General features: G+C 52.2%; 23 protein-coding genes. 13 read left to right on the top strand and 10 right to left on the bottom strand.

The features are described 5' to 3' along the window. The first annotated feature begins 61 nt into the window (after positions 1-61). From PsAD46_RS15080 to PsAD46_RS15090, 3 genes are read left to right on the top strand one after another with little or no spacing between them, the layout of a single operon-like run. Positions 62-934 carry an ABC transporter substrate-binding protein gene (locus tag PsAD46_RS15080; protein ID WP_063307266.1) on the top strand — a complete coding sequence of 291 codons (873 nt, stop codon included), beginning with the start codon at positions 62-64 and terminating at the stop codon, positions 932-934. Then, positions 931-1,929, top strand: coding sequence for an iron ABC transporter permease (locus PsAD46_RS15085; protein ID WP_063291892.1), 999 nt, complete (start codon positions 931-933; stop codon positions 1,927-1,929). The genes PsAD46_RS15080 and PsAD46_RS15085 overlap by 4 nt, the downstream gene beginning before the upstream one ends. Further along, positions 1,929-2,690, top strand: a complete 762-nt coding sequence (locus PsAD46_RS15090; protein WP_063291893.1) for an ABC transporter ATP-binding protein — start codon at positions 1,929-1,931, stop codon at positions 2,688-2,690. The genes PsAD46_RS15085 and PsAD46_RS15090 overlap by 1 nt, the downstream gene beginning before the upstream one ends. A 12-nt stretch (positions 2,691-2,702) precedes the next feature. On the opposite strand, the gene PsAD46_RS15095 is transcribed toward PsAD46_RS15090, so the two are convergent. From PsAD46_RS15095 to cofG, 8 genes are all read right to left on the bottom strand, one after another. Then, positions 2,703-3,332 (bottom strand): TetR family transcriptional regulator C-terminal domain-containing protein, encoded by a 630-nt coding sequence (locus tag PsAD46_RS15095; RefSeq protein ID WP_063288486.1) that lies wholly within the window; start codon positions 3,330-3,332, stop codon positions 2,703-2,705. Positions 3,333-3,638: 306 nt separating this feature from the next. Beyond that, positions 3,639-4,673 (bottom strand): TIGR03842 family LLM class F420-dependent oxidoreductase, encoded by a 1,035-nt coding sequence (locus PsAD46_RS15100; protein WP_063291894.1) that lies wholly within the window; start codon positions 4,671-4,673, stop codon positions 3,639-3,641. A gap of 93 nt (positions 4,674-4,766) precedes the next feature. Next, positions 4,767-5,435, bottom strand: a complete 669-nt coding sequence (gene npdG / locus PsAD46_RS15105; RefSeq protein WP_063291895.1) for an NADPH-dependent F420 reductase — start codon at positions 5,433-5,435, stop codon at positions 4,767-4,769. Next, positions 5,432-6,202 (bottom strand): coenzyme F420-0:L-glutamate ligase, encoded by a 771-nt coding sequence (gene cofE, locus PsAD46_RS15110; protein ID WP_063291896.1) that lies wholly within the window; start codon positions 6,200-6,202, stop codon positions 5,432-5,434. Before cofE ends, npdG begins: the two co-directional genes overlap by 4 nt. Next, a complete protein-coding gene (gene cofC, locus PsAD46_RS15115) occupies positions 6,202-6,852 on the bottom strand; it encodes a 2-phospho-L-lactate guanylyltransferase (protein WP_063291897.1) in 651 nt (216 codons plus the stop codon). The genes cofE and cofC overlap by 1 nt, the downstream gene beginning before the upstream one ends. After that, the gene (cofD, locus tag PsAD46_RS15120; RefSeq protein ID WP_063307267.1) at positions 6,849-7,832 is read right to left on the bottom strand and encodes a 2-phospho-L-lactate transferase; all 984 of its coding nucleotides are present in this window, start codon (positions 7,830-7,832) and stop codon (positions 6,849-6,851) included. The genes cofC and cofD overlap by 4 nt, the downstream gene beginning before the upstream one ends. Next, the gene (gene cofH, locus PsAD46_RS15125; protein ID WP_063307268.1) at positions 7,829-9,103 is read right to left on the bottom strand and encodes a 5-amino-6-(D-ribitylamino)uracil--L-tyrosine 4-hydroxyphenyl transferase CofH; all 1,275 of its coding nucleotides are present in this window, start codon (positions 9,101-9,103) and stop codon (positions 7,829-7,831) included. The genes cofD and cofH overlap by 4 nt, the downstream gene beginning before the upstream one ends. Further along, positions 9,100-10,239 carry a 7,8-didemethyl-8-hydroxy-5-deazariboflavin synthase CofG gene (gene cofG, locus PsAD46_RS15130; RefSeq protein WP_193776952.1) on the bottom strand — a complete coding sequence of 380 codons (1,140 nt, stop codon included), beginning with the start codon at positions 10,237-10,239 and terminating at the stop codon, positions 9,100-9,102. The genes cofH and cofG overlap by 4 nt, the downstream gene beginning before the upstream one ends. An 841-nt stretch (positions 10,240-11,080) precedes the next feature. Between cofG and PsAD46_RS15135 the strand changes: the two genes are divergently transcribed. The 4 genes from PsAD46_RS15135 to PsAD46_RS15150 all read left to right on the top strand — a co-directional run bounded on the left by PsAD46_RS15135 (position 11,081) and on the right by PsAD46_RS15150 (position 15,918). Continuing rightward, complete coding sequence (locus tag PsAD46_RS15135) at positions 11,081-12,352, top strand: Zn-dependent hydrolase (protein ID WP_063307269.1); 1,272 nt, start codon at positions 11,081-11,083, stop codon at positions 12,350-12,352. Positions 12,353-12,384: 32 nt separating this feature from the next. After that, on the top strand, positions 12,385-13,839 hold the full coding sequence (hydA, locus tag PsAD46_RS15140) for a dihydropyrimidinase (RefSeq protein ID WP_063307270.1): 1,455 nt from the start codon (positions 12,385-12,387) through the stop codon (positions 13,837-13,839). Positions 13,840-14,051: 212 nt separating this feature from the next. Beyond that, positions 14,052-15,551, top strand: coding sequence for an NCS1 family nucleobase:cation symporter-1 (locus PsAD46_RS15145; RefSeq protein WP_063288494.1), 1,500 nt, complete (start codon positions 14,052-14,054; stop codon positions 15,549-15,551). Positions 15,552-15,630: 79 nt separating this feature from the next. After that, on the top strand, positions 15,631-15,918 hold the full coding sequence (locus PsAD46_RS15150; protein ID WP_057465313.1) for a DUF1330 domain-containing protein: 288 nt from the start codon (positions 15,631-15,633) through the stop codon (positions 15,916-15,918). A 77-nt stretch (positions 15,919-15,995) separates the two neighbouring features. On the opposite strand, the gene PsAD46_RS15155 is transcribed toward PsAD46_RS15150, so the two are convergent. Together PsAD46_RS15155 and PsAD46_RS15160 are read right to left on the bottom strand one after the other, a co-directional pair. Next, positions 15,996-17,630: an AMP-binding protein gene (locus PsAD46_RS15155; RefSeq protein WP_063307271.1), complete on the bottom strand. Its 1,635-nt coding sequence runs from the start codon at positions 17,628-17,630 to the stop codon at positions 15,996-15,998. A gap of 59 nt (positions 17,631-17,689) precedes the next feature. Continuing rightward, positions 17,690-18,358, bottom strand: a complete 669-nt coding sequence (locus PsAD46_RS15160; protein ID WP_063291904.1) for a TetR/AcrR family transcriptional regulator — start codon at positions 18,356-18,358, stop codon at positions 17,690-17,692. Positions 18,359-18,491: 133 nt separating this feature from the next. Between PsAD46_RS15160 and dctP the strand changes: the two genes are divergently transcribed. From dctP to PsAD46_RS15190, 6 genes are all read left to right on the top strand, one after another. Continuing rightward, complete coding sequence (gene dctP / locus PsAD46_RS15165) at positions 18,492-19,490, top strand: TRAP transporter substrate-binding protein DctP (RefSeq protein ID WP_063291905.1); 999 nt, start codon at positions 18,492-18,494, stop codon at positions 19,488-19,490. A gap of 57 nt (positions 19,491-19,547) precedes the next feature. Next, a complete protein-coding gene (locus tag PsAD46_RS15170; RefSeq protein ID WP_063291906.1) occupies positions 19,548-20,036 on the top strand; it encodes a TRAP transporter small permease subunit in 489 nt (162 codons plus the stop codon). Then, on the top strand, positions 20,033-21,295 hold the full coding sequence (locus PsAD46_RS15175) for a TRAP transporter large permease (RefSeq protein WP_063291907.1): 1,263 nt from the start codon (positions 20,033-20,035) through the stop codon (positions 21,293-21,295). The genes PsAD46_RS15170 and PsAD46_RS15175 overlap by 4 nt, the downstream gene beginning before the upstream one ends. An 11-nt stretch (positions 21,296-21,306) precedes the next feature. Continuing rightward, positions 21,307-22,713 (top strand): amidase, encoded by a 1,407-nt coding sequence (locus PsAD46_RS15180; protein WP_063291908.1) that lies wholly within the window; start codon positions 21,307-21,309, stop codon positions 22,711-22,713. Between the two features lie 221 nt (positions 22,714-22,934). Then, entirely contained in the window at positions 22,935-24,305 is a 1,371-nt protein-coding gene (locus PsAD46_RS15185) for an alpha-glucosidase/alpha-galactosidase (RefSeq protein ID WP_063291909.1), read from the top strand. A gap of 117 nt (positions 24,306-24,422) precedes the next feature. Next, positions 24,423-25,193: an SDR family oxidoreductase gene (locus PsAD46_RS15190; RefSeq protein WP_063307272.1), complete on the top strand. Its 771-nt coding sequence runs from the start codon at positions 24,423-24,425 to the stop codon at positions 25,191-25,193. Positions 25,194-25,198: the final 5 nt, after the last annotated feature.

Below are 25,198 nucleotides of genomic sequence, written 5' to 3' on the forward strand. Positions count from 1 at the left end.
TGCAGGGGATGGCTCTGCTCGGGCTGCCTTTCCATGTCTGTACGCCTCTCAAAAGGTCGAAATGCGAAATAAGATCAAAAAGATCATGCAAATGGCGTTTCTGATGGCTCTGGCGTTCAGTCCGGTTGTTGCACGAGCGGACCAGAGCGAGGCGAAGGCACCCCGGCGAGTTGTCTCCATGAACCTGTGCACCGACCAGTTTTCCATGCTGCTCGCAGGCAAAGAACAACTTGTATCAGTCTCCAAATTAGCATCTGACCCAACGCTCTCCGTCATGAGTAAAGAGGCAAAGGCCTATCCGGTCAACTTCGGCGGGGCGGAAGAAATCTATCTGATGAACCCTGATCTGGTGATCGCAGGGACATACACAAACCAAACCACAGTCCAGATGCTGCGCGGTCTCGGAATAACGGTGGTTCAAGTGCCGCCCGTTCGCACGATCTCAGACATCGCCAAAGAGCTACGACGTCTCGGTAAGGTATTGGGACGTGAACAACAAGCTGAAGCGCTTGCACAGCAGTTCACCTCCGAAATCCAACAGTTAATCGACGTCCAGCCAGATGAACAGGCACGGGCAGGGGTCTACTACGCCAATGGGTACACGGCGGGAGATGGTAGCCTCGTCAATGAGTTGATCACAACGGCAGGCCTGCAGAATATTGCCAATAATCTGGGCTTGAAGGGCACAAGTAAACTGCCTCTGGAGCTGCTGATCCTCGAAGACCCACAGTTGCTTGTTGAGGGCACTCAGTTCTCAGATAAACCAGCACTGGCTTTTGAACTCCTCGCTCACCCGGCATTGAAGCGAACACTCGGCAACAGTGGCCGCGTCATGGTTGAAGACAAATACACCATTTGTGGTCTGCCGTTTGTGACGCAAGCTATTGGTAAACTGGCCAACCAAGCCACCAAATTAGGAGCGCAAGCCGAATGACAAAGCATCCGGATGCTCCGTTGATTATGACACTATGCCTGATCGCTGCTGTCTTGTTTGTAACCTCGCTCATGATCGGCGCTGCTGATTTAACATTCATGCAGCTGATTAAAGCAGCATTCGCCGCAGAAAAAACACCCGTTTCCATCGTCTTTTGGGAAATCCGCGTGCCGCGCGCCCTTCTGGGCTTAATCACGGGTGCAACACTAGGCCTGTCCGGTGCTGTATTGCAGGGCCTCCTGCGCAATCCGTTGGCGGAACCTGGTTTGATCGGCGTCAGCTCCTCCGCAAGTCTGGGCGCAGTCATAGCTATTTACACAGGACTGACAATTACCATGCCCTTCGCACTGCCAGCGTTTGCATTGCTCGGCGCAGCGATTGCAGCAGTTTTGCTGCCCATGCTGGCAGGCGGGCGAGGGCAGACGCTGACACTGATCCTTGCAGGCGTTGCGATCTCAAGCATAGCGACTGCGCTCACGTCATTGGCACTCAACCTGTCGCCTAACCCGTTTGCAGCCATGGAAATCGTGTTCTGGATGCTGGGTTCATTAAACGACCGGTCCATGCAACACCTTTACATCATTGCGCCGTTCATCGTGATCGGCTGGAGCCTCTTGCTCATCACGGGCAAAGGCCTCAATGCGTTGTCTCTGGGTGAGGAAACTGCTCATACTATGGGTGTGTCTCTACCTCATCTGCGATTTTGTGCCATTGCGGGAACCGCGGCCAGTGTTGGTGCTGTGACAGCTGTGACTGGAACAATCGGTTTCATCGGTCTGATTGTACCTCATCTGCTACGCAAAATGGTGGGCGGAGAGCCGCAACGCCTTCTGCTGCCAAGTGCCATTGCAGGGGCATGCTTGCTTACGCTTGCAGACATCACAGTGAAACTGTTCGGCCCACAATCAAACCTCAAGCTCGGAGTGCTGACGGCAATTGTCGGTGCGCCGTTCTTCCTTTGGCTGATCATTAAACAACGCAGGGCTTTGATCTGATGCTGCTTCAACTCAAAGATCTTTCTGTCAACTACGGTCCCAAGAACATCCTGTCCTCAATCAATCTGGAGATTGGTAAAGGTGAGATCGTTGGCTTGATCGGCCCCAACGGCTCAGGCAAATCCACACTGATGAAAGCCATGGTCGGATTAATCCCGTCTTATGGAGAGATCAGCTACGACAACCAGCTCCTCAAAAGCATCTCGGCCAAGCAATTATCCAAGCATGTTGCTTACATGGCGCAGGAGCGTGATGTGGCATGGGATTTGTCTGTAGAACGCATTTTGGCTTTGGGGTGTGAAGCAATCGGAGGTTCTGTTCGGACGCCAAAACACAAGGCGGAACTGGAAGAGACGATTGCAAGCTTGGGGCTGGACGCAATCAGAAAAGCCTCAATCCTACAGGTGTCTGGTGGAGAGAAGGCGCGTGCTCTGCTCGGTAGGGCCTTGATGCAAAAAACACCATTGATCATTGCGGATGAGCCAACGGCAGGACTTGATCCGGAACACCAGTTGGAGCTGCAGGAGATTTTTCAAAAGCTGCAACAACAAGGTACATCCATGCTTGTCAGCCTGCATGACTGGACATACGCAGCGCGCCTTTGCACGCGGCTCGCGATGCTAAAAGAAGGAAAGCTGGTCGCGTATGGTACGCCAAAAGACGTGTTGACCGAAGAACGCGTGCAGGATGTTTATCGTGTCAAAGCCCATATTCTGCAAACAGAGCAGGGGCCTGTGATCACCCCCACAACACGTTTGTAAGAAGACCTTCGATTATTCGGGTGCAAGGCTCTTACGGAACATGCGATCAAGGTATGCCGCAGCCTCTTTGAAGCGGTCCTTGGACTTATCTGCCGGAAGCAACGTCTCCACCTGACTGTCAAAGTCAGCGTAATGCTGTGTCGTGGACCAGATTGAAAACAGCAGGTGGTAGGGATCTGTCTCTGCGATCTTGCCTTCATTCATCCAGCCTTGAACAACGACTGTCTTCTCATCCACCAGTGACTTCAAAGGGCCGGCAATCAAAGATTTGATGCGCGGGGCACCCTGCAAGATCTCATTGGCAAACAAGCGGCTTTCCCGTGGGTAGTCCCGCGCCATCTCCAGTTTGCGGCGTACATACGCGCAAATCTCTTCAATGGGTTCACCTTCAGGATTGAGCTGATGTAGCGGATCAAGCCAGATGTACAGCAACCGTTCAATCAGCTCTGCATGAATGGCATCTTTGCTATCGTAATAATAAAAAAGGTTTGGTTTGGACAAGCCAGCTTGCTGAGCGACCTGATCGATCGTAGATCCACGAAATCCATAGGTTGAGAACACATCCAGCGCAGCTGCGAGGATCTTCTCAGTCTTTTCTATCTGAATTCGTGTTTTGCCTTTTGCTTCAGAAGCCTTAGCCATACTCTTTTCCAAATTGCTTAAGCACCGAACCTAAAAATACCCGCTCGGTATATGAGTAGGTTAGCACCTACGAAAACACAGTGCTCATATCAAGCTAAACACTAGTAGAAAAGTCGTGATGAGGCGGCTCACCCAATAATTGTTGTTTTTCTGCAATAAAGCGCATTCCTGAAAAGTGGTTCCGGTTTTCGGACAAGAATACGCGTAAAAATAAAGAGTTAAAGCTTGATGCGTGCATCCACATGAACACAGCCTGCTCTGGAAAGAGAAAAGGCCGGGCTCATATAGAACCCGGCCCATGTTTGCTTAGCTGACAGCTTCCGGTGTTTTTGCGTTGTCCGCGTTAAAGGCCGGAATGACCTTTTCGCCGTAATCTGCGATGATCTTCTCTTCGTCACCACTGTCCAGATAAATATTGAACTGAGTGATGCCCGCATCTTTCAGCTTGTTCAGCTTTTCAATGTGGTTTTCAGGTGGGCCGAGAACCGCAAAGCTTTCAACGATATCATCGGTAATGAAGTCGAGGAACGGATTGTCGCTCTGACCGTGCTTGGAATAGTCATAACCACGACGGTTCTCAATGTAAGACGTCAGAGATGCAGGCACCTGATCGGTGTTTGATCCATACTTCTCAACAATGTCCGCCACGTGGTTGCCAACCATAGCAGGGAACCACTTGGTCTTCTCAATGCCTTCTTCCAGTGTGCCTGTATGAGCAGGAGCAGCTGCCATAATGCCGAAGTTGCTCATGTCACGGCCAGCTTCCTCACCAGCTGCAACAGCCTGATCGCCAAGCCATTTACAAATGCCAGGCTCCGCAATCTGCAGAATAAGGCCATCACCTACGCGCCCAGCAGAGCTCAGCGCCTTTGGTCCATAAGCAGCAACCCAGACAGGGAGCTCATAACCATCTGCCCATGGGAACTTCACTGGCTCTGGGCATTCACCGTACTGCGCTTCTTCACCACGGATCAGAGCTTTAACAGTGTGAGTGAACTCTTCCAGACGCTTAAGTGGGGCAGGTTTTTTACCCATCACGCGCACAGCACTGTCGCCGCGGCCCAAACCAATATCAAAACGGCCGCCGGACTGTTTAGCAAGCGAACCAAACAAGCTGGCTGCATGAGACCAGTCACGGGTGTTCGGGTTGGTCACGCACGGTCCAAAACGCATGTTTTTGGTGTGTTCCATGCACATTGCCATAGCAACGAAGCTCTCACGCCATAAAATGTGGCTGTCGTAGAACCAGCAATACTTGAAACCAGCATTTTCCGCCTGACGAACCAGTGCCTTCGCGCGCTCTGGTTCTACAAACCCCTTAAAGCAAATACCAAAATCCATGTGTGTCTCCTCCACAAATAGTAAGGTGTTGTTCAAAGCGTATCCTCGAAAAACGGCAGTTGGCTTTCGAAGAAGGATACGCCCGAAAAAGTCTTAGTGATCCGGTGCCCAGATGCGGATTCCCGCATGTGTAAACGGCACAGCTTTTGAAATGTTCTGACGAATGAGGATCGGAGTGATCGCCTCAATACAGCGTGCTGCTTTTGCATTGCCGCTATTGTAGGTTTTCACATCAAGCTTGTTCACCAGCTCCATCACCACCTTGCGGGCAGCAAGGCTATCACCGCATACGAGGATGTCGCAGTTGATCGGCCAATCCAGATTGTTCAAAGTCGTGGCAGAAACATTGTGCAATGCACCCACAACCGGAATATCTGGCCCAAGCAATGCTTGTGCAGCCTCAGTAGCAGAGCCTTCAGGCGGCATTTCGACGGTCTTCGGGTCACCTGGCGCAAGCGGAACAACAATGTCGATCAGGATCTTGCCAGCAAGGTGCGGTTTCAGGGCGTTTAATGTTGCGTCGTGCGCCGCATAAGGCACAGCAAGCATAACGCACTCACCAGCCGCGGCCACTGCATCCTCGTTACCCATACCGTTGATCTGCGCAGAACCTTCTGGGAGCTTGGTCATCAACTCATCGGCAATTTCCTTGCCGCGAACTGCATCACGAGAGCCAAGCGCAACGGGAACACCCGTACGTGCAAACCTGAGTGCAAGCCCCTGACCCTGTGGCCCGGTTCCTCCGATAATTGCTAATGTCATCGGAACATGTCCTCCTTCTTAGATCTTATTAAATCCTGTGCTGAGCTCGCCTCCAGCGTCCAGTTCAATCCGCGAAACAGCACAACAGGCGTCTGGCCTGCTTTACTGATCACCAGACCGGAAGCCGCGGCCAACTCATCTGCGAAGGCGGGTTCGGTCACACTGAGCAAGCGCCCATGTGCATCCGAGTTGCCTTGTTCTTTGATTGTTGCGGGTACACCGGCAAGGCCCACAGCCACGTTTACTTGGCCAAGTCGCCAGGGCCGTCCAAAAGTGTCCGTAATGGCAAAGCCGATTTCGGCGTTAAAGCGTTTGGAAAGGGCTTCCTGCATACGGGCAGCACTGGCATCCGGGTCTTCAGGCAGCAAAATGAGCGTTTCATCTGTGCCACTGTTGGATTCATCGACGGCCGCATTGGCGGAAATGAAGCCCAGACGGTGCTCACAGATCATCGTCCCTTCATTTTGCGTCGGCCGCTTAAAATGGCGAACCACCCGAGTGCTTTCCTGCAAGATGATCTCAACCTTACGCGGGTCTTTGCTCAGCTCTTCCGCATAGGTCTTAGCGTCTTCAGAAGGAGTGACATCTGACAGTCTCACAATACGGCCTTCCGCCTTAGAGAAGATCTTATGCGCAGATGTCAGGACGTCTCCATCTTGCAAAGAAAGTCCAGCTGCCTCAATGGCATCGCCCAAAATAGCAGCAAGATCATCACCGGGATTGATCTCTGGAATGTTCGGGATCGCATGTAGAGAAAGTGTATGCATCAAACAGCTCTCCGATCAGAACGTTTCTCAAGGAGCCGAGGCTGATGTGCGCTCAAATCTTCCATGTAATCGATATCTCTGGAAAAGGAGGAGGACGGGGCGATCACGCAGTTCAAACCACGCTCTGCCGCCTGGGCCTGATGCTTCAGGAAGGATGAACTGCCATAAGTGAACGAAATGGCATCCGGCGGCGTTACAATCAGCACATTGGTACCGTAGTCATGAGCCGGGCAAAGAACCAGTGAACTGGAAGAACCAGCAAGGCCCAGAAGTCGCTCAAACTCACCAAAGTCAGGTGATGCGATATCGGCAGGCAAAACGCAGAGTGTCTCGTAGCCATGCGCTTTTGCCCAAAGAGCAGCAGTCGACAGTGCACAGTTCAGTCCATCTTCCTCTCCCTCTAAGATCAGGTGAAGGCGATGATCAGTCACGGTTCTTGCGATAGTCGTAGAACTGGTGACCACCGCGATGTCAAAGGGCGTGCTGCTGCGTGTCTGTGCGTCCTGCAGAAAGGCAATGGTCTGTGCAAACAAGTTCGCAGCCACGATGGCCCGTTCATTGGCATCAAGATCCGGTCCCAGACGCGACTTGGCTCTCGCAAAATCCTTTACCGGAACCACAACAAGCGTTTTAAGGGCGGTTTCCGTCATACGCTCAGCTCCCGAGCCTCTGATGCCTTTCCGCTGCCAACATCGGAAAGGGCAAGCAGCGACGCCGCCAGCCGTACTTTGTCATCGCGGGTCTTCATGAGGATCGTGTCCAATGAGGTACACAGACCAAGGCCATTGATGGCAGTCACATGTTGCTCATCTGCATTATCAATCACAAAGCAATCCAGAAAATCCGCATAGATCTGAGCAACACCAAAGGCTGACGCTTCATAGCCAAGGGAAGATAGCATCCGGTCCGCAGGGCCTTTCACCCCCCCCCCATTGATGATCGGTGAAACACCAATCTTGGGAGCCTTGGAGGCCTTTACTGCTTCCAGAATACCGGGAACTTTCAGGATTGGCAGAATACTCACGAGAGGGTTGCTTGGCGCGACCACAATTAAGTCTGCTTCCGCAAGTGCGTTCAGGGCTTCCTCGGTCGCATGTGCATCCTCAATATGATCGTAGTGCAGTTCCCGAACCTCAGGCGCACAGCGCTCTTTGACGAAGTATTCCTGAAAACTCAGCCAACCAGCCTCCGTTCTCACACGCGTTTGAACCATGTCGTCCGTTGGCAAAATCATCTCGCACTGAAGACCAAAGCTCTTGGCGATATCACGTGCAATATGCGTTGGGCGATCTCCCTGCCGACGCCTGTGTGTGCGGTAGATGTGCAGACCAAAATCACGGTCTCCCAGTGACATCCATGTATCGTCACCCAGTTTTGATAGCGTGTCTAACGCGCGGTGGCTTTCATCCGCCACACCCCAACCTTGCTGGCGATCAATCACATCGGCCAGTGTGTAGGTGAGGGTATCAATGTCCGGCGAAACCCAGAGACCGTGGAAAGCCTCATCATCTGCAATGTTGCCGATGATGGAAAGTTCCACATTCTCCAGATGATACAGGCCCTCCGCCATTTTGGCGCCGCCGACCCCTCCGGCAATCAGAGTAACTTTGATAGGTGTGTTTGAGCTCATCCAGCACCTCCGATCGCTTGTACAGGCGCACCATCAGCCTCAGTCAGGAAGTTCAGCAGTCCGGAGTGTGCGCGGGCAACCAGAGGCGCCTGTTGTTCTGGCAATCCATCGGCAAAATCATTGATCACGCCATAAATGGTATTGCGCTGAACAGGCTCTCTGTCTGCTTCCTGAATGACTTGGCACATTTCATAGGCTGTGATTTCCTGCCCATGAGCAGCGCCAGCAGAACGGGAGATGCTCTCATTCATCAAAGTGCCGCCCAGATCATTCACACCGCATTGCAAAAGATCAGAGGCAAACTCTGCACCAAGCTTGGTCCAGGAAACCTGAATGTTGTCGATCCAGCCATGCAGCATAATCCGCGAAACTGCATGCATCTTGCGTACTTCCAGATCAGTCGGGCCGGGGCGCACGTTTTTCGGATCCGCCGTATAAAGCGGGCTCTCAGAGTGCACGAAGCTCAGGGGCACCAGTTCGGTGAAGCCTCCGGTTTCCTTTTGAATATCGCGCAGCAAGGCAATGTGAGCTGCCCAGTGCTCCGGCCCATCAATATGGCCGTACATGATCGTTGCGGTGGTCGGAATTCCAACCTCGTGGGCCGCTTTAATGATCTCTACCCACTTCTCAGTGCTCAACTTGTTGCGGGTCAGCTGCTGGCGAATATCTGTGTCCAGAATTTCCGCCGCTGTACCGGGCAGAGAACCCAGCCCGCAATCCTTCAGGTCCTGAAGAAAGTCCGTGTAAGACTGCTTGGTCTTGGCTGCACCATACCAAACCTCAAACGGTGAAAACGCATGGATGTGCATGTCCGGCAGCGCTTTTTTGATCGCCAACACGAGCTCACGATAATAGGTGCCTTCCATTTTCGGGTGCAGTCCACCCTGAATGCAGACCTCAGTCGCCCCTCGGTCCCAGGCCTCTTGTGCCCGTGCAACAACTTGCTCAGGCACCAGCCATTCAGCACCCGGATCTTCGGTTCGCTTGGCAAACCCGCAGAACTTGCAGCCCATGTAACAGACATTGGTGAAGTTGATATTCCGGTTGACTACAAAACCAACTTTATCGCCATTGCTCCGCTGCCGAAGCGTATCCGCCACATAGGCAATAGCTGGAAACTCTTCTGCTGTGGCCCGGAACAGGCATTCGCCTTCAGCTTGAGAAACCTCATTACCAGCCAGCGCCTTGCTCAAAATATCACGAACGGGAGCGCTGACACTGCGAAACTCTGGCGTATCACCGGTGCGCTGCGGGAAATTGTGAAGGGTCATAGGGTGCCTCCTGACTGAAGCGAGGCAGAGGAACCCATCTGTTCCCAAAGCCCTTGTGATTTTGAAAGCACAGCAGGGTCAACAAACTCGGTTTTATCGTGCAAATAACTCGGATAGACGGTCAGGCGCTCTTCCAGTTTCTGCCCTGCCAACTGGGTCGAATGAGCAAGCTCATCAATCACCGGCCAGCGGTGCTGTGGGTTGATGAAATCAATGGTAACCGGCGAAATGCCACCCCAGTCGTTGATACCCGCACTCAGGTATTCCATATGCCGTTCACTCAAGTTCGGTGGTGCCTGAAGACTGATCTCAGGCGAAAGGATCAACCGGGCTACGGCGAGTGTTCGCAGCATGTCATCCAGCGAAGGTTCCAGATGATTTTCCATTCCGATACCCGGCTTGCGCTGGAAATTCTGGATAATCACTTCCTGAATATGCCCGTGGCGAGCGTGGCTTTCATTGATAGCCTCCAGCGCTTCAATGCGCTCTTTCCACGTCTCGCCAATGCCGATCAGCAATCCGGTGGTAAACGGGATCTTCTTTTGTCCAGCACGTTCCAGTGTACGCAGGCGCTGGACAGGAGCCTTATCCGGACAGCCGTAATGCGGTTGGCCTTCTTTCATCAATCGGCGACTGGTTGTCTCCAGCATCATGCCCATGGAGGCGGCAAAGGGGCGCAGCTGATCAATCTCTTCATCGCTCAGCGTACCCGCATTCACGTGGGGCAGGAGAGTTGTTTCCCGCAGCACCATCTCACAAGCATCTGCCAGATAGCTGACCATGGAACTGTAGCCAAGCGTTGCCAGAGCTGCTTTCGCCTGTTCGTAGCGCAGTTCGGGTTTCTCACCCAGGCTGAACAGCAGTTCCTTACATCCGGTCTCTTCACCCTGACGCGCCGTACGCATCACTTGCTCCGGTGTCATGATGTTGGCTTCGGGCGAACTGGGGTGTTTGACAAATGTGCAATACGTACATGTATCCCTGCACATGTTTGTCAGTGGTACAAAAACTTTACGGGAGTAGGTGACAGTGTTGCCCCAATACTGAAGCTTTACTGTAGCAGCCTGTTGCATCAGATCCCGAAGATCTGAGCCTTGCACTTCCCCCAGGTATCGCGCTTGGTCAGCAGTCAGCATAATTTTTTACCTCTCGGTCAAAAAATATCTGCAACTAACAGTTAGTCAAGGGAGAATTATCTCTCGGCTAGAATAAATATGCTGCAATGCAAATAAAACAAGCAATGTTAAGGGTCTGTTTCAGCAACGGAAAGCTTTATTTTGCAATGATTTTTGTAAAGGTGCTTTGCAATATTGAACTATCAAAATCTTATTTGTGCAAAATTTTAGCAGTACATGCATAAATATCCGCCTTTCCAGTGTGTTGTTTCCCTTGATAAGTAGATGGGGAAACTTTGATTCCGATGATTTAGAAAAAAACATCAAAAAAACTTAGTAAGCTGTGGAGTTTTCTTACCTGCGACGCGCTTATCTCGCAGTTTTGGGAGGGCCTCTAAGTGTTTTACCTATTGGAATATCAGGAGAAATTTTGAAGTCGGCTGGTGAAATTGATCCATTTTTGAAGGTGGGTTGACAGATAATTGACTGTTTGGTCCAATTTACCCAAAGTTTTGGGAGGGGAATATCCAAGATTTAAGCTGAACTAAGCTATTGTATGAGGGGGCCACCTCTGCATACGATACCTACTCTGTTCCAAATGGGAAAAATAACCCTGCGGGAAATCTAGTAGATTGAATTTTTGACATATTTTGCCTGCAGCCTGTTTATGTGCGGTTGCAATCCGTCCGTCCTGTCAAAAAAAGAGATACAGCTTGAATCCTGCGAAAGTCCTCATCGGTTTTATCAGTTTTATACTCCTTCGGGAGACCAGATAACTATGGCGAGCCCGTTGCGTTTTTAAAGAATAGAGCGCGGGTAAGTTGAATAAAACGACGTTGTAAAAGCGTTATCGGAGAGACTTATGAGTAAACTTGGCTCAAATCATCGTATTAATGGTGACAGACTGTGGCGTAGCCTTATGGATATGGCCCAAATCGGACCCGGTGTTCGTGGCGGCAACAACAGGCAAACGCTCACAGACGAAGATGCCGAGGGCCGCAAGCTTTTCACCAGCTGGTGTGAGGCTGAAGGCATGTCAATGCATATCGATACCATGGGCAACATGTTTGCCCGGCTGGAAGGGGAAGATCCGAGCCTTGACCCGATCATGATCGGCTCTCATCTGGATACGCAGCCAACTGGTGGGAAGTATGATGGTGTGCTTGGTGTACTTGCAGGTCTGGAAGTAATCCGCTCCATTCGTGAGCGTGGCATCAAGACCAAACGCCCAATTGAAGTCGTCAACTGGACCAACGAAGAAGGCACCCGCTTTGCTCCGGCAATGCTGGCTTCTGGCGTGTTTGCTGGCATGCACACGCAGGATTGGGCCTATGACCGCGAAGACGCAGAAGGCAAGAAGTTTGGCGATGAACTGAAGCGCATCGGCTATGTAGGTGAGGAACCGGTAGGCGCCCGCAAACTCCACGCCATGTTTGAACTCCACATTGAGCAGGGACCAATCCTCGAAATCGAGGAAAAGGACATCGGTGTTGTCACCCACGGGCAGGGCCTCTGGTGGCTGCAGGTCACGCTCACAGGAAAAGACAGCCACACCGGCTCAACCCCAATGCCAATGCGCAAAAACGCAGGTCTCGGCATGGCACGCATCACAGAGCTGGTTCACCAGATTGCCATGGAGAACCAGCCAGAAGCCGTTGGCGCCATTGGCCATTGCGACGTCTATCCAAACAGCCGCAACGTGATTCCGGGTAAAACCGTCTTCACCATCGATTTCCGCTCCCCGCATCAGAACGTCCTGGATGGCATGAAAGCCAAACTGGAAGCTGAAGCCCCGAAAATCGCAGAAGAACTTGGTCTGGGCATTGAGATCGAAGCCGTCGGTCACTTTGATCCGGTCACCTTCGATGAAGGCTGCGTCACTGCCGTTCGCAATGCAGCAGAACGCCTGAGCTATTCCCATCGCGACATCATTTCCGGCGCAGGCCACGATGCTTGCTGGATCAACCGTGTAGCGCCAACAGCCATGATCATGTGCCCATGCGTGGATGGTTTGAGCCACAACGAAGACGAAGAGATTTCAAGAGAGTGGGCAACCGCAGGTGCTGACGTGCTGTTCCATGCAGTGCTTGAGTACGCGGAAATTGAGCAAGATACCACCGAGCCAGCCGAATAACCCATAGATTTTAAAGAGTTGAGGACTGCAATATGTCTAAAGTTATCAAAGGCGGCACGATTGTAACTGCCGATAGAACCTACAAGTCTGATGTGCTGGTTGACGGTGGCAAGATCATCGAGATCGATGAGAACCTTTCCGGTGATGAAACGCTGGATGCCACTGGTTGTTATGTCATGCCGGGCGGGATTGACCCGCACGTGCATCTGGAAATGCCGTTCATGGGAACGCATTCTGCAGACAATTTCGAAATCGGCACAAGGGCTGGTCTTGCTGGTGGCACAACCATGGTGGTGGATTTCTGTCTGCCATCCCCCGGCCAATCCATGATGGAAGCGCTTGCCATCTGGCAGCAAAAATCCGGTGCAGCATGCTCGGATTACTCCTACCACATGGCCGTCACATGGTGGGGTGAGCAGGTCTTCAATGAGATGCAGGAAGTGGTGGATCGTGGCATCAACACCTTCAAGCACTTCATGGCCTACAAAGGCGCCTTGATGGTGGATGATGACGAAATGTTCGCATCCTTCCAGCGGTGTGCTGCGCTTGGTGCGATGCCGCTTGTCCATGCTGAAAACGGTGATGTGGTCGCCACCATGCAGCAAAAACTGCTGGCAGAAGGCAACAACGGCCCGGAAGCGCATTCTTATTCTCGCCCGCCGGAAGTGGAGGGTGAGGCCGCCAACCGTGCAATCATGATCGCAGATATGGCTGGTGTGCCGCTCTACATCGTGCACACAAGCTGTGAGCAGGCCCATGAAGCCATCCGCCGCGCCCGTCAAAAAGGCATGCGTGTGTATGGGGAGCCGCTCATTCAGCACCTGACACTGGATGACAGCGAGTACGCCAACCCGAACTGGGACCACGCCGCGCAGCGCGTCATGTCGCCTCCATTCCGCAACAAACAGCATCAGGATAGCCTTTGGGCAGGCTTGCAGTCTGGCTCATTGCAGGTGGTCGCAACTGACCACTGCGCCTTCACATTGGAGCAGAAACGCTTTGGTGTTGGCGACTTTACCAAGATCCCGAACGGTACAGGCGGTTTGGAAGACCGCATGCCAATGCTCTGGTCAACCGGCGTGCGCACAGGTCGCCTGACCATGAACGAGTTCGTAGCTGTCACTTCCACCAATATCGCCAAGATCCTGAATATGTATCCTAAAAAAGGTGCAATTCTTGAAGGGGCGGATGCCGACATTGTTGTTTGGGATCCTAACCGCTCAAAAACAATCACTGCTACAAATCAGCAGTCCTGCGTCGAATACAATGTGTTTGAAGGCAGGGAAGTGGTCGGTCTGCCACGTTTCACACTCACCCGCGGCAAAGTCGCGATTGAGGAAAGCACGGTTAAAACCGAACCAGGTCACGGTGAATTCGTTGGTCGCGAGCCAAATGCTCCGGTCGGCGCCGCTCTGTCCAAGTGGAAGGAAATCACAGCGCCGCGCAAAGTTGAGCGCCGGCCAGAATTGATGCCAGCAGGCGTATAAGCCTGCACACAGAGCAAAAGGCGCATCTCAGAACAGAGGGCACTGGCTTTCGGATAAGGATGCGCCCGAAAACAGCAATTTAGAGCATGTCGCGGAGCTTCAGAGCACTGCGATATGCCATCAGGTCCGCGTGGGGTACGCGGGCTGGTCATTAAACGCAGTAGTATTTTTAGAGGGGATCTGCTGCTTTTAATCTGAGGGGGAATTACTCGATGTCGGATTCAACTCTAGGCTCAACCGGGAATGTCGTCCCGGACGAGTTTGGTATTATCCATCAGGAACTCGTCGGAATCGACGGTGATCTTTACAACGAAGATCAGCTGCCAACTGCTGCAGTGGCTCGTACATGGAACTGGGTTTCCATCTCCGCGCTCTGGGTCGGTATGGTGGTCTGTATCCCAACGTATCTGCTCGCGTCCTATCTGATTGGCGCAGGCATGAGTTGGGATCAGGCGGTCATGACGATCCTGCTTGCCAACGCAATCGTTCTCATTCCAATGGTTCTGATCGGCCATGCAGGCACCAAATACGGTATTCCGTTCCCGGTTTTGCTGCGCTCGTCCTTCGGTCCAGCTGGTGCAAAATTTCCAGCAGTCGCCCGTGGTATCGTGGCTTGTGGCTGGTTCGGTATTCAGACATGGGTTGGTGGTTCCGCGATCTACGTGATCCTGAACACGCTCATGAGTGGAGCACTGGCCGGTGACCCGCTCCCAATTCTGGGCATCAATGCAGGCCAGTTTGCCTGTTTCATGGCGTTTTGGGCACTGCACCTGTACTTCATCAAAAACGGTACAGAATCCATCCGTTGGTTGGAAACTTATGCAGCACCATTCCTGCTCGCAATGGGTCTGGCGCTGCTGGCATGGGCCTATGTCAATGCTGGTGGGTTCGGTGCAATGCTCTCCACTCCAAGCCAGTTTGCTGAAGGTCAGCCTAAAGAAGGCCAGTTCTGGTCCGTCTTCTGGCCAAGCCTCACAGGTATGGTCGGCTTCTGGGCAACCCTTGCACTGAACATTCCGGACTTTACGCGCTATGCAAAAAGCCAGAAAGACCAGTTCATGGGGCAGGCTGTTGGCCTTCCAATCCCAATGGCGCTGTTTGCGTTCATCGCCTCTGCGGTGACTTCCGCAACTGTGGTGATCTTCGGTGAACCAATCTGGGATCCAATTGTATTGGCTGAGAAAATGGGTGGCATGAGCATTATCATCGCTCTATTCGCACTCATCGTTGCAACGCTCACCACCAATCTGGCGGCAAACGTTGTGGCTCCGGCACACGGGTTCTCTAACCTGGCACCGAAATCCATCAACCTGCGCACCGGCGGTTACATCACAGCGGCTATTGGCCTTGTGATGTTCCCATGGATCCTTGTGAACCACATCATCGGCTGGTTGATTGCATACTCAGCGCTGCTGGGTCCGATTGCGGGAATTATGCTGGCAGACTACTACCTGCTGCGTAAAACCAAGCTCAACGTGGAAGATCTGTTCAAGCACAACGGCATCTATTCTGGCTCAAACGGCTGGAACTGGGCGGGCGTGCTCGCGCTGATCATCGGTATCCTGCCAAACCTTCCAGGCTTCCTGGCAGGCGTAGGTCTTTCCGGTCCAGCCTCACCACTGTTCGCAACCATCTACACCTATGCATGGTTCGTTGGTCTGTTCGTAGCAGGTATCGCCTACCTAATTCTGGCGAAAATCCTGAACAAGTAACAGGCAGACACACTTTAAATAACGAGAAGAAGGGGCGGCGTATCATGCGCCGCTTCTTCCTGTTTCAAAGGAAGAGAAAATGCCAAAAGCCTATTGGGTCGCTCACGTCACAGTCACAGATCCTGAACCCTACAAGCTCTACGCCGACGGAGCTTCTGCTGCATTCAAAAAGTACAGTGCCAACGTTCTGGCCCGCGGCGGCAAGTTTGAGGATCTGGAAGGCACAAACCATCCCCGCAACGTGGTGATCGAGTTTGCCGACATGGAAACCGCAATGGCGTGTTACAACAGCGAAGAGTATCAGGCGGCCAAAAAGCATCGTGAAAACGCTGGCATTGCCAACATCATCATCGTGGAAGGCGCCTAACGCGCATCTGGATCGGATGAAACGAAAAAAGCCGCAGCGATCAAACTGCGGCTCTTTTTATGTCTTCTGGTGAAAACTTATTTCTCTCGCAATTCCCGGCGCAAAATCTTACCCACGGTCGATTTCGGAAGCTCTTCCAGAAACTCCACGTATTTCGGCACCTTATAAGCCGCCATCGCATTATGGCAGTAATCCTGCACGGCTTCTGGCGTAACGTCCTCGTTGTTGCGCACAACAAACGCTTTCACCGCTTCGCCAGTCCGCTCGTCAGAGGTACCTGCAACAGCCACTTCAACCACACCCTTGATCTCAGCTATCACAGCCTCAACCTCTGCAGGGTAGACGTTGAAGCCAGACACAAGCACCATGTCTTTCTTGCGGTCGACAATCTTGAAGTTGTTGCGCTTGTCCATGATCGCAATGTCACCGGTACGGAAGAACCCGTCCGGCGTCATCACCGCAGCAGTTGCCTCCGGCTTGCGCCAGTATCCCTGCATAATCTGCGGCCCGCGTGCACAAAGCTCACCCGGCTGGCCAAGCGGAACTTCATTGTCCTCCGCATCCAGCAGCTTGATCTCCGTCTTCGGCATGGACTGGCCGACGGTCTCAGTAAACTCAGTGCTATCAAACGGATTCACAGAAAGGATCGGCGAGGTCTCACTCAGACCATATCCTTCAATGATGTGGTGACCGGTAATCTGTTTCCACTTATCCGAAATCGCCCGCTGAATGGCTGATCCACCGCCCATGGCAAATTTGTAGTTGCTGAAGTCCAGCTCATCAAAGCCCGGGGTATGCAGTAGACCATTGAAAAGCGTGTTCACCCCGGTGATCACGCTGAACTTCCACTTCTTAAGTTCTTCGACAAACCCCGGCATATCGCGTGGATTGGTGATCAGCACGTTGCGGGATCCTAACCAGTAAAATGACACGCAGTTCACCATCAACGCGAAGATATGATAGAGCGGGAGCGCCGTAATCACGATCTCCTCACCAGCCCGCATAAACCCGTCTGTCGCCGCATCAAACTGTGCGATATTGGCAACCAGATTGCCATGGCTCAGCGCAGCGCCTTTAGAAAGGCCCGTGGTGCCGCCCGTATACTGCAGGTAAATCAGATCACTCGGATTAATCTGCGGCGGCGTAAAGTCCAGCTGCTCACCTTTTTCAAGAACATCTGAGACTGTCAGGCGGTCTGCAAACATCTCGTGTGGAGGCGGTGAGGGCATGTCCACACCAGACGCATCGCCCACATTGGCAATCACCACATTTTTGATTGGTGTATCCGCAACAACCTCTGCAAGCGTCGGGCTGGAGCCCGAGAAAATAAAGATCGTATCAGTGTCCGCATCGTTGAGCTGGTGTTTCAGCTCGCGCGGTGTGTACATAGGGTTGACGTTCACCTGCACCAGTCCGGCGCGCAATATGCCGAACATGAGAACCGGAAACGCCAGAATATTTGGCAGCATAATGGCGACGCGGTCGCCTTTCTTCAGGCCCAGCTCATTCTGCAAATAGGCAGCAACTGCGCGAGACCTCTCATCAACGTCTTTAAATGTAAGTGACTGGCCAAAATTGGTGAAGGCGACATTGTTTGCAAATCGGCCATTGGCCTCTTCAAATATCTCGATCACAGACCTGTAACCGTTCACATCAATTGGCTTGGTGAATACAGTAGGTGTCCAGGTTGGAGCACTAAGTGTATCAGTCATAATTCCTCCCAAAATTAAAACCTATACGCGTATATTAGAATATTCTTTCAGCTTACGCTTTAGGAATATCGTTCATCATTCAATATCTTATGAATTTTTTCTTTTTCCTCTTCAAAATCCCTAGGAGGAGCAAGGCCAAGTGAGCCCATAGCTGCCATGAAAAGCATATCAACCATTGCCTGCGATCCAAAACGGGCAGGGCCGGCATTGCGAATGGCTTGATTGGCGGTGAACCCGGTAATGAGCTGAACCGTCTGCCGCACCTGCATCTCCCAGTCCTCAAATGGAATCTGGTCCTTATAAGGGGTGCTGAGTTCAAGAATACGCTCTGCTGTCATGATGGTCAGCTGCTGGAAGCGCTTCCAGGTCTCAGGCTCCTTTGCTGAGATTTCATGAGCGGCGCGATACAGGCCAACATTCTCTTGCAGCAGTTTGTGGTTCAGAGCTGTCACAAAGTAGATAGTACTCTCAAGCGAGCCGAGGGGATCCTGCAGATCCTGAATAAGGCGTTGAGCATGCTCCTCGTAAATCTCAAAAAGGCGCTCGAACAACATTTCCTTGTTCTTGAAGCGAAAGTAGAAATTACCCGTAGACGAACCTGCAAGTTGAACAATGTCTGAAACCCGCGCCCGCGCCACACCCTCTTTGGCAAAAATCGTTTTTGCAGCTTGCAGGAAATTCTGCTCCGCCTCATAGCCTCGTTTTTGTTTTGGCTTATAAGATTTCATTTTACACTCAAACTAGACGATAAGTTCTGTTTTTGATAATGATAATTGTGTTGCCAAACTATAACATCTCTTGGCTTGGGGCCACTGATAATAGCAGAATGCATGTGTGATTTGGGAACATATTGGGGGGACTATGAAATTACGCGAATTATTGCTGGGGGTGGCCTTTTCATTCACTGCATTTGTGGGCGTGGCACAGGCTGCCAAAGAGCTAAAAATTGCAACCAGTGCGCCTTTAGGTACCCCATGGGTCAACCATGTGGAGGCCATTGCGAGCAAAATATCGGCCAACTCAGACGGGGCAATAAGCGCGAAATTATTTCATGCAGGTCAACTCGGTACAGAACCGGTTATGGTCCAAAAAGCCATTCGCGGAAGGATCGATATTCTCGGCAGCTCCATGACGGCGTTCTCCACGGTTGTCCCGGAAATGGCTCTCATGGGGGTTCCGTTCCTGTGGGACAGCTATGCGCAAATTGATTGCGCAATGGACAAACACCTGACGCCTGTTTTTGAACCTCTCTTTGAGAAAAAGGGTTTCAAGTTCCTGCAATGGAATGAGTTGGGCTGGATTCATACCTTCAGCAAAAAACCATTTCTGGCTCCTAGTGATGTGAAAGGCGTGAAAGTACGTGCAGCACCTGCCAAATACTCGGTCAACTTCTGGCAGGGTATGGGCGCAAACGGTGTCGTTCTACCACTTGCTGAAACGCCGTCTGCACTGCAAACCGGCATGGTGGAAGGCGGAACACTGCCAGCCATGACCTACGTGGCCATGGGCATGGGCAAGATGGCTCCACATCTCACGCTTTCTGCGCACCTACACCAGTCCGGAGCACTGGTCATGAGCATGCGCACTTGGAAAAAGTTGAGTAAGAACGAGCAGGACAGCATCACCAACGCTCTGGTGCCTGTCCAGGGTCTTCGAGATGAAGTCCGCTCCATGGCAAAGGACATGCTCGCAGGTTTTCAGGAAAAGGGTGGGCACGTCCATAAGCTTTCAGCCGAGCAACGCGAAGAATGGAAAACAGCCGTCCTGCCATTGCGTGAGGAACTGGTAAGCTCAATCGGCGGGCAGGCACAAGAAGTCTGGCCTAAGATTCTAGAGGCAAAGAAAGCCTGTCTGCTTTGATTCCATGATACCTGAAAGGAAGAGCCCACTACATTTTGAGGGCTCTTTTCAATTTGCATGAAGCGATTTTTCCAGCTGCTGTACCGATTTGAAGCGACACTTGCTGCTCTGGCCTACATTATCGTGGTGTTAGCCATGCTGGCTGATGTCGTTGCACGAGAGTTTTTTGATCTCTCATTGATGCACAGCAGCAAGATCGCGCTGTTTGCAGCTATTTTTGCTGGCATGCTGGGCCTTGGCCTTGCAACATTCACCGGCAACCACATCCGCCCCAAGATCACTGACCAGCTGTTGCCGGCAACATGGCAAAACCTTCTGCAGCGACTGGGAGACGTTTTGAGCGGGGCGCTCTTCCTGCTCGCGGGCTATGTCTCGTTTGGGCTCGTGCAGTCCTCCTATGAAATCGGGTTCCTGGTGCCCGTGGTGGATTGGCCGCTCTGGTGGTTCCAGTCCATCATGCCCTACGCCTTCTGCTCCAATGCCCTCAGATATTTCGGCTTTGCGCTGTCGCCCTCTTTGAAGCCAGAAGAGGCAGATGCGGCATGACCTATGCGCTCCTTCTCACACTCGCTGTTCTGGTGATGCTGATCTTGCGGCAGAACCTCATTGTTATCTTGATGGTGCTCGGCGGGGCAGTACAGCTCCTTTATAGCGATGGCGAGCTGATGTTCATGGCGGAGGACTTTTGGGCCGCGCTGGATCGCGAAGCGCTTCTGTCCATTCCCGTTTTCTTGCTGTGCGGCTCCATCATGAGCCGCGGTGCCATTGCGGAGCGGCTCGTCACAGTCCTCAAAGCATTGACTGGATCTTTGTCAGGAGGTCTCGGTGTAGCAACAATCCTCTCCTGCGCTTTCTTTGCTGCAATCTCGGGCTCCTCCATGGTTACGCTGTTGGCGGTTGGGTCTGTGCTGTACCCGGCACTGCGAGAGCAGGGGTACTCCACCAGTTATTCTCTGGGTGCGCTATCGAGTGCAGGAACACTCGGTGTTGTCATCCCGCCCAGCATTCCCATGATCATTTACGGTCTGGTCACAGAAACCTCGATCACTGACATGTTTCTGGCGGGCGTCATTCCAGGGCTTTTGCTTACCATCGCTTTGGCGATCTATTCAGCCTGGGCCAACAGAACGATCCCGCGCACAGGCTTTGACGTGAGCGCAGCAGGCAGTGCAATCACCAACGGAATTTGGTCCCTGCTCATGCCGGTCATTCTGCTTGGGGGCATTTACTCCGGATACTTCACAGCCACAGAAAGTGCTGCCATCGCCTTGGCCTATGCGCTCGTTGTCGAGCTGTTCATTTATAAAGAGCTCACACTGGCCCAGCTCTGGGATGCTGTCATTCACACAACCCAGATGCTCGGTGGCCTGCTCCCAATTCTTGCCATCGCCGCGACTTTGAACATGGTGCTGACAACAGAGCAGGTGCCAAGCCAGCTGGCACAATGGCTGTCCGCGCACGTGGAAGAAAAATGGATGTTCCTGATCGGCCTCAACATCCTTCTGCTGATGGTTGGGTTCTTTATGGAGATCATCTCTGCACTGCTGATTATGGCACCCATTCTGCTTCCCGTCGCAACAATCTACGGCATCAATCCAGTGCATCTTGGTGTGATCATGATCATCAATCTGGAGATTGGCCTGCTGACACCACCTGTCGGCATCAATCTCGTGGTTGCTTCCCAGGCGTTCAGGGAAAGCTTCTGGACTGTCACAAGGTCAGTCATTCCATTTGTCCTGATCATGCTCTGCGTGCTGCTGCTCGTTACCTTCCTGCCTGATCTCTCACTCTTTCTTGTAAGCTGAGGAACTCGTAAATGATTGAAAATATCTTCAAAATGACGGCAATCGAAGTTTCTCAAGCAATCCGTGACAAGCAGATCACATGCAGTGAGGTGATAGAGCAGCATCTGACGCGCATTGATGAAACCGCGCATCTGAATGCCATCACCACCCGCTTTGATGATCAGGCCCGTCAGGCAGCAGAGCAGGCAGACCAGGCGGTGCAGCGCGGTGAGCCGTTAGGTCCACTCCACGGCATTCCCGTCACCATCAAAGAAAACATCGATCAGGCTGGCGCCTCCACAAACAACGGTGTGAAAGCATTTGCTGGCCTGATTGCTAAGCAGGACGCTCCCCTTGTCCAGAGATTGAAACAGGCAGGAGTAATTCCGATTGGGCGCACAAACACACCAGAAATGTCATGGCGCTTTCATACGGACAACACTTTGTTCGGCCAGACCCTCAACCCGTGGAATACATCCCGCACACCAGGCGGTTCAAGCGGTGGAGCAGGGAGCTCACTGGCAGCTGGCGTCGGATACATCGCCCATGGGTCCGACCTCAGCGGTTCCATACGCCTGCCAGCCTTTTGCTGCGGTGTGCTGGGCTTGCGCCCCTCTCATGGACGCATACCGTTTTACAATGCCACCGGAGCTGCAGAACGCCCAATCACCATCCAGCTCTCCTCAGCACAAGGACCACTCGCACGCTCGCTTGATGATCTCAAACTCGCTTACGATGTGATGAAAGGCTATTCCGATCTGGATACATGGTCACTGCCGGATATGATTGAGGATAAGATCTTCCCAAACAGGGTCGCACTCATCACACCACCGGATGCTGACCCGAAAATCAATGAAGCTCTGAAGCAAGCAGGCGAGGTACTGGCGCAGCAGGGGTACAAGGTGGATAACACCAGCATTGATTTTATCGAAGAAGCCTACACACACTACACATCGCTTTTGATCACCGAAGTCGCACTCCAGAAGGAGAGCGTGATCGACCGTTTTGGCTCAGAGCAACTACAGGCAATATTTGAGTACTACACGCAATTGGTGCCGCCCATGGACTATCACGGTTATGCGCAGGCTTTGGCCGCTAGATCGCACTACCATCGCCTGATTGACCAATTTCAACGCAAATATCCCGTAATCCTTTCACCCGTTTGCACAAAAAACGCATTTGAGGCAGGTGCAGATATCAAATCCGTTGATAGCCTTAAAGAGATAGCAAAAACAAACACCTACCTCGGCTCTGTAAACTTTTTTGACCTTCCCGCCATGAGTATCCCCACACGTGACACCCAGGACGGCATTCCAATCGGTATCCAGCTCATCGGCCCGCGTTATGGCGAAGAATACCTCTTTATAACGGCTAAGATTTTGGAGAATAACGGGTTTATCTCTTCTAAACTGGCGTCGGCAACAGAGGTGATGGCGTAGCCAATACGTGCGATTTTGAGGTCAATAATACAAAACAGAGCCAGAATTGCCGTGGTTTCCGGAAATTTAGAATAGAAAACAGGAAGAAAAGAGAGGCGCTGATCCATAGTTTTTCATCAAAGGACAGCTCAGAGACGCCCGTCTCAAGGCTGTCTGGTTATCCCCTCAAGAACTATGCAATCTGAAGTGCTGGCGAGCTCTTCAGAAAATGGGAGAAAAGCATGGCCCGAAACCCCAAAATCACCTTTATTGGTGCCGGTTCCACCACGTTTATGAAGAACATCATCGGTGATATTCTGCAGCGTCCAGCGCTCTCTGGAGCGCATGTTGCTCTGATGGATATCAACGAGGAACGCCTTGGTGAATCTGAAATTGTAGCGCGTAAACTGATTTCGACGCTGGGAGTGAGCGCAACAGTTTCAACGCACACCAATCAGATGGAAGCGCTTGATTCTACTGACTTTGTAGTCGTTGCTTTCCAGATTGGTGGCTTCGAGCCGTGCACGGTCACCGACTTCGAAATTCCAAAGAAATACGGCCTTCGCCAGACCATCGCGGATACCCTCGGCATCGGCGGAATCATGCGCGGCCTGCGCACCGTTCCACACCTCTGGAGTATCTGCGAAGACATACTCAAAGTATGCCCGGATGCGGTCATGCTTCAATACGTGAACCCAATGGCGATCAACACCTGGGCCATCGCGCATAAATACCCACAAATCAAACAGGTAGGCCTCTGTCACTCTGTTCAGGGCACTGTCAAAGAGCTGGCGCACGACCTTGATATCGATCCTGCAAATATCCGCTTTAGATGTGCAGGCATCAATCACATGGCGTTCTATCAGTATCTGGAAGAGATCAAAGAAGACGGCACATTTGAGGATCTCACTCCAAGGCTGATAGAAGGCTACCGTGAAGGCCGCTATCCGAAACCATCCACGTGGAACCCACGCTGTCAGAACGTAGTGCGCTACGAGATGTTGACCCGTCTTGGCCATTTCGTAACGGAGAGCTCAGAGCATTTTGCTGAGTATGTTCCGTGGTTTATCAAACGTGACCGCCCAGACCTGCTGGAGAAATTTTCCATTCCGCTCGACGAATACCCGGTCCGCTGTGTGGAGCAGATTGAACGCTGGAAATCTCAGGTGGAAGACTACAAAAATGCAGAGAGCATTGAAGTAGAGCGCAGCCATGAATACGCCTCAACGATCATGAACTCCATCTGGACTGGTGAGCCAGCAGTTATTTACGGCAACGTACAAAACAAAGGCTACATCACCTCGCTGCCACAGGATTGCGCAGTTGAAGTGCCGTGTCTTGTGGATCGCAACGGCATCCAGCCAACGCACATTGGAAAATTGCCAGCGCAATTGGCTGCTCTGATGCGTACAAACATTGGCCCTCAGGAGTTGACTGTTGAGGCACTCATGACGGAGAAGCGCGAGCATATCTATCACGCTGCAATGCTTGATCCGCACACCGCTGCGGAGTTGGATCTGGACCAAATCTGGGCCATGGTGGACGAGCTTCTGGAAGCGCATAAAGACTGGTTGCCAGCTTGGACGCAGAAGCAAGTGCTTGAAACTGCATAGCAAGTGCGCTGCCAATTAGAGAATGCGATGACATAAGCGGTTGCCTGAAACGAGGCTGCCGCTTATGTATATTCTGATATATCAAAGATGAGTGCCAAGCACTCCCTGGGGGAATAAATGTCTGGGAACGTCACCTTCCATGATCTGAAGGACGCAAGTGTGTTCATCACCGGCGGCGGAGCAGGGATCGGCGCAAGCCTCACTGATGGCTTCATGCAACAAGGTGCCAAAGTCGCCTTTGTACAACGCTCTGATGCTTCAGAATTTGCCGAGCAGATGAAGGAAAAACACGGTGTCGCACCTTTGTTCATCAAGTGTGATGTCACCGATGTTGATGCTCTTCAAGCTTCCATCAAACAGGCGGAAAAGGCCCATGGCCCGATTACCGTACTGGTCAACAATGCTGCCAACGACACTCGCCATACCCTTGAAGAATTTACGGTAGATCAATGGGATGCGTCTATGCATGTGAACTTGCGCCCTCATTTCTTTACCGCTCAGGCCGCTGCCGCAGGCATGAAAGCAGCTAGTGGTGGTTCCATTATCAACTTCTCATCCATTTCCTACATGATGGGCAACGCAGGTTATCCGGCTTATGAAGCGTCCAAAGCAGCCATCACTGGTCTGACCAGAGCTTTGGCGCGTGAGCTGGGACCAGACAACATCCGCGTCAACGCTTTGATGCCGGGCTGGGTCCTCACACAGCGCCAGAAAGACCTTTGGGCAACACCGGAAGATCTGAAAGCCCATCTGGGCCGTCAGTGTTTGAAGGAGCATCTGGAACCGGACGATATTATTGATGCAGCACTGTTTTTGGCATCTAAAGCCAGTCGTATGATGACCAGCCAAGCCCTTGTCATTGATGGCGGCGTTGTCGTGACAGGTTAAAGAAA

The organism is Pseudovibrio sp. Ad46 (assembly GCF_001623065.1).
Classification (GTDB): domain Bacteria; phylum Pseudomonadota; class Alphaproteobacteria; order Rhizobiales; family Stappiaceae; genus Pseudovibrio.

What these genes read in the sequence shown, in the direction of transcription:
- PsAD46_RS15080 (WP_063307266.1), top strand. Translation starts at nt 62, where the DNA reads ATGCGAAATAAGATCAAAAAGATCATGCAAATGGCGTTTCTGATGGCT.
- PsAD46_RS15085 (WP_063291892.1), top strand. Translation starts at nt 931, where the DNA reads ATGACAAAGCATCCGGATGCTCCGTTGATTATGACACTATGCCTGATC.
- PsAD46_RS15090 (WP_063291893.1), top strand. Translation starts at nt 1,929, where the DNA reads ATGCTGCTTCAACTCAAAGATCTTTCTGTCAACTACGGTCCCAAGAAC.
- PsAD46_RS15095 (WP_063288486.1), bottom strand. Translation starts at nt 3,332, where the DNA reads ATGGCTAAGGCTTCTGAAGCAAAAGGCAAAACACGAATTCAGATAGAA.
- PsAD46_RS15100 (WP_063291894.1), bottom strand. Translation starts at nt 4,673, where the DNA reads ATGGATTTTGGTATTTGCTTTAAGGGGTTTGTAGAACCAGAGCGCGCG.
- npdG (WP_063291895.1), bottom strand. Translation starts at nt 5,435, where the DNA reads ATGACATTAGCAATTATCGGAGGAACCGGGCCACAGGGTCAGGGGCTT.
- cofE (WP_063291896.1), bottom strand. Translation starts at nt 6,202, where the DNA reads ATGCATACACTTTCTCTACATGCGATCCCGAACATTCCAGAGATCAAT.
- cofC (WP_063291897.1), bottom strand. Translation starts at nt 6,852, where the DNA reads ATGACGGAAACCGCCCTTAAAACGCTTGTTGTGGTTCCGGTAAAGGAT.
- cofD (WP_063307267.1), bottom strand. Translation starts at nt 7,832, where the DNA reads ATGAGCTCAAACACACCTATCAAAGTTACTCTGATTGCCGGAGGGGTC.
- cofH (WP_063307268.1), bottom strand. Translation starts at nt 9,103, where the DNA reads ATGACCCTTCACAATTTCCCGCAGCGCACCGGTGATACGCCAGAGTTT.
- cofG (WP_193776952.1), bottom strand. Translation starts at nt 10,239, where the DNA reads ATGCTGACTGCTGACCAAGCGCGATACCTGGGGGAAGTGCAAGGCTCA.
- PsAD46_RS15135 (WP_063307269.1), top strand. Translation starts at nt 11,081, where the DNA reads ATGAGTAAACTTGGCTCAAATCATCGTATTAATGGTGACAGACTGTGG.
- hydA (WP_063307270.1), top strand. Translation starts at nt 12,385, where the DNA reads ATGTCTAAAGTTATCAAAGGCGGCACGATTGTAACTGCCGATAGAACC.
- PsAD46_RS15145 (WP_063288494.1), top strand. Translation starts at nt 14,052, where the DNA reads ATGTCGGATTCAACTCTAGGCTCAACCGGGAATGTCGTCCCGGACGAG.
- PsAD46_RS15150 (WP_057465313.1), top strand. Translation starts at nt 15,631, where the DNA reads ATGCCAAAAGCCTATTGGGTCGCTCACGTCACAGTCACAGATCCTGAA.
- PsAD46_RS15155 (WP_063307271.1), bottom strand. Translation starts at nt 17,630, where the DNA reads ATGACTGATACACTTAGTGCTCCAACCTGGACACCTACTGTATTCACC.
- PsAD46_RS15160 (WP_063291904.1), bottom strand. Translation starts at nt 18,358, where the DNA reads ATGAAATCTTATAAGCCAAAACAAAAACGAGGCTATGAGGCGGAGCAG.
- dctP (WP_063291905.1), top strand. Translation starts at nt 18,492, where the DNA reads ATGAAATTACGCGAATTATTGCTGGGGGTGGCCTTTTCATTCACTGCA.
- PsAD46_RS15170 (WP_063291906.1), top strand. Translation starts at nt 19,548, where the DNA reads ATGAAGCGATTTTTCCAGCTGCTGTACCGATTTGAAGCGACACTTGCT.
- PsAD46_RS15175 (WP_063291907.1), top strand. Translation starts at nt 20,033, where the DNA reads ATGACCTATGCGCTCCTTCTCACACTCGCTGTTCTGGTGATGCTGATC.
- PsAD46_RS15180 (WP_063291908.1), top strand. Translation starts at nt 21,307, where the DNA reads ATGATTGAAAATATCTTCAAAATGACGGCAATCGAAGTTTCTCAAGCA.
- PsAD46_RS15185 (WP_063291909.1), top strand. Translation starts at nt 22,935, where the DNA reads ATGGCCCGAAACCCCAAAATCACCTTTATTGGTGCCGGTTCCACCACG.
- PsAD46_RS15190 (WP_063307272.1), top strand. Translation starts at nt 24,423, where the DNA reads ATGTCTGGGAACGTCACCTTCCATGATCTGAAGGACGCAAGTGTGTTC.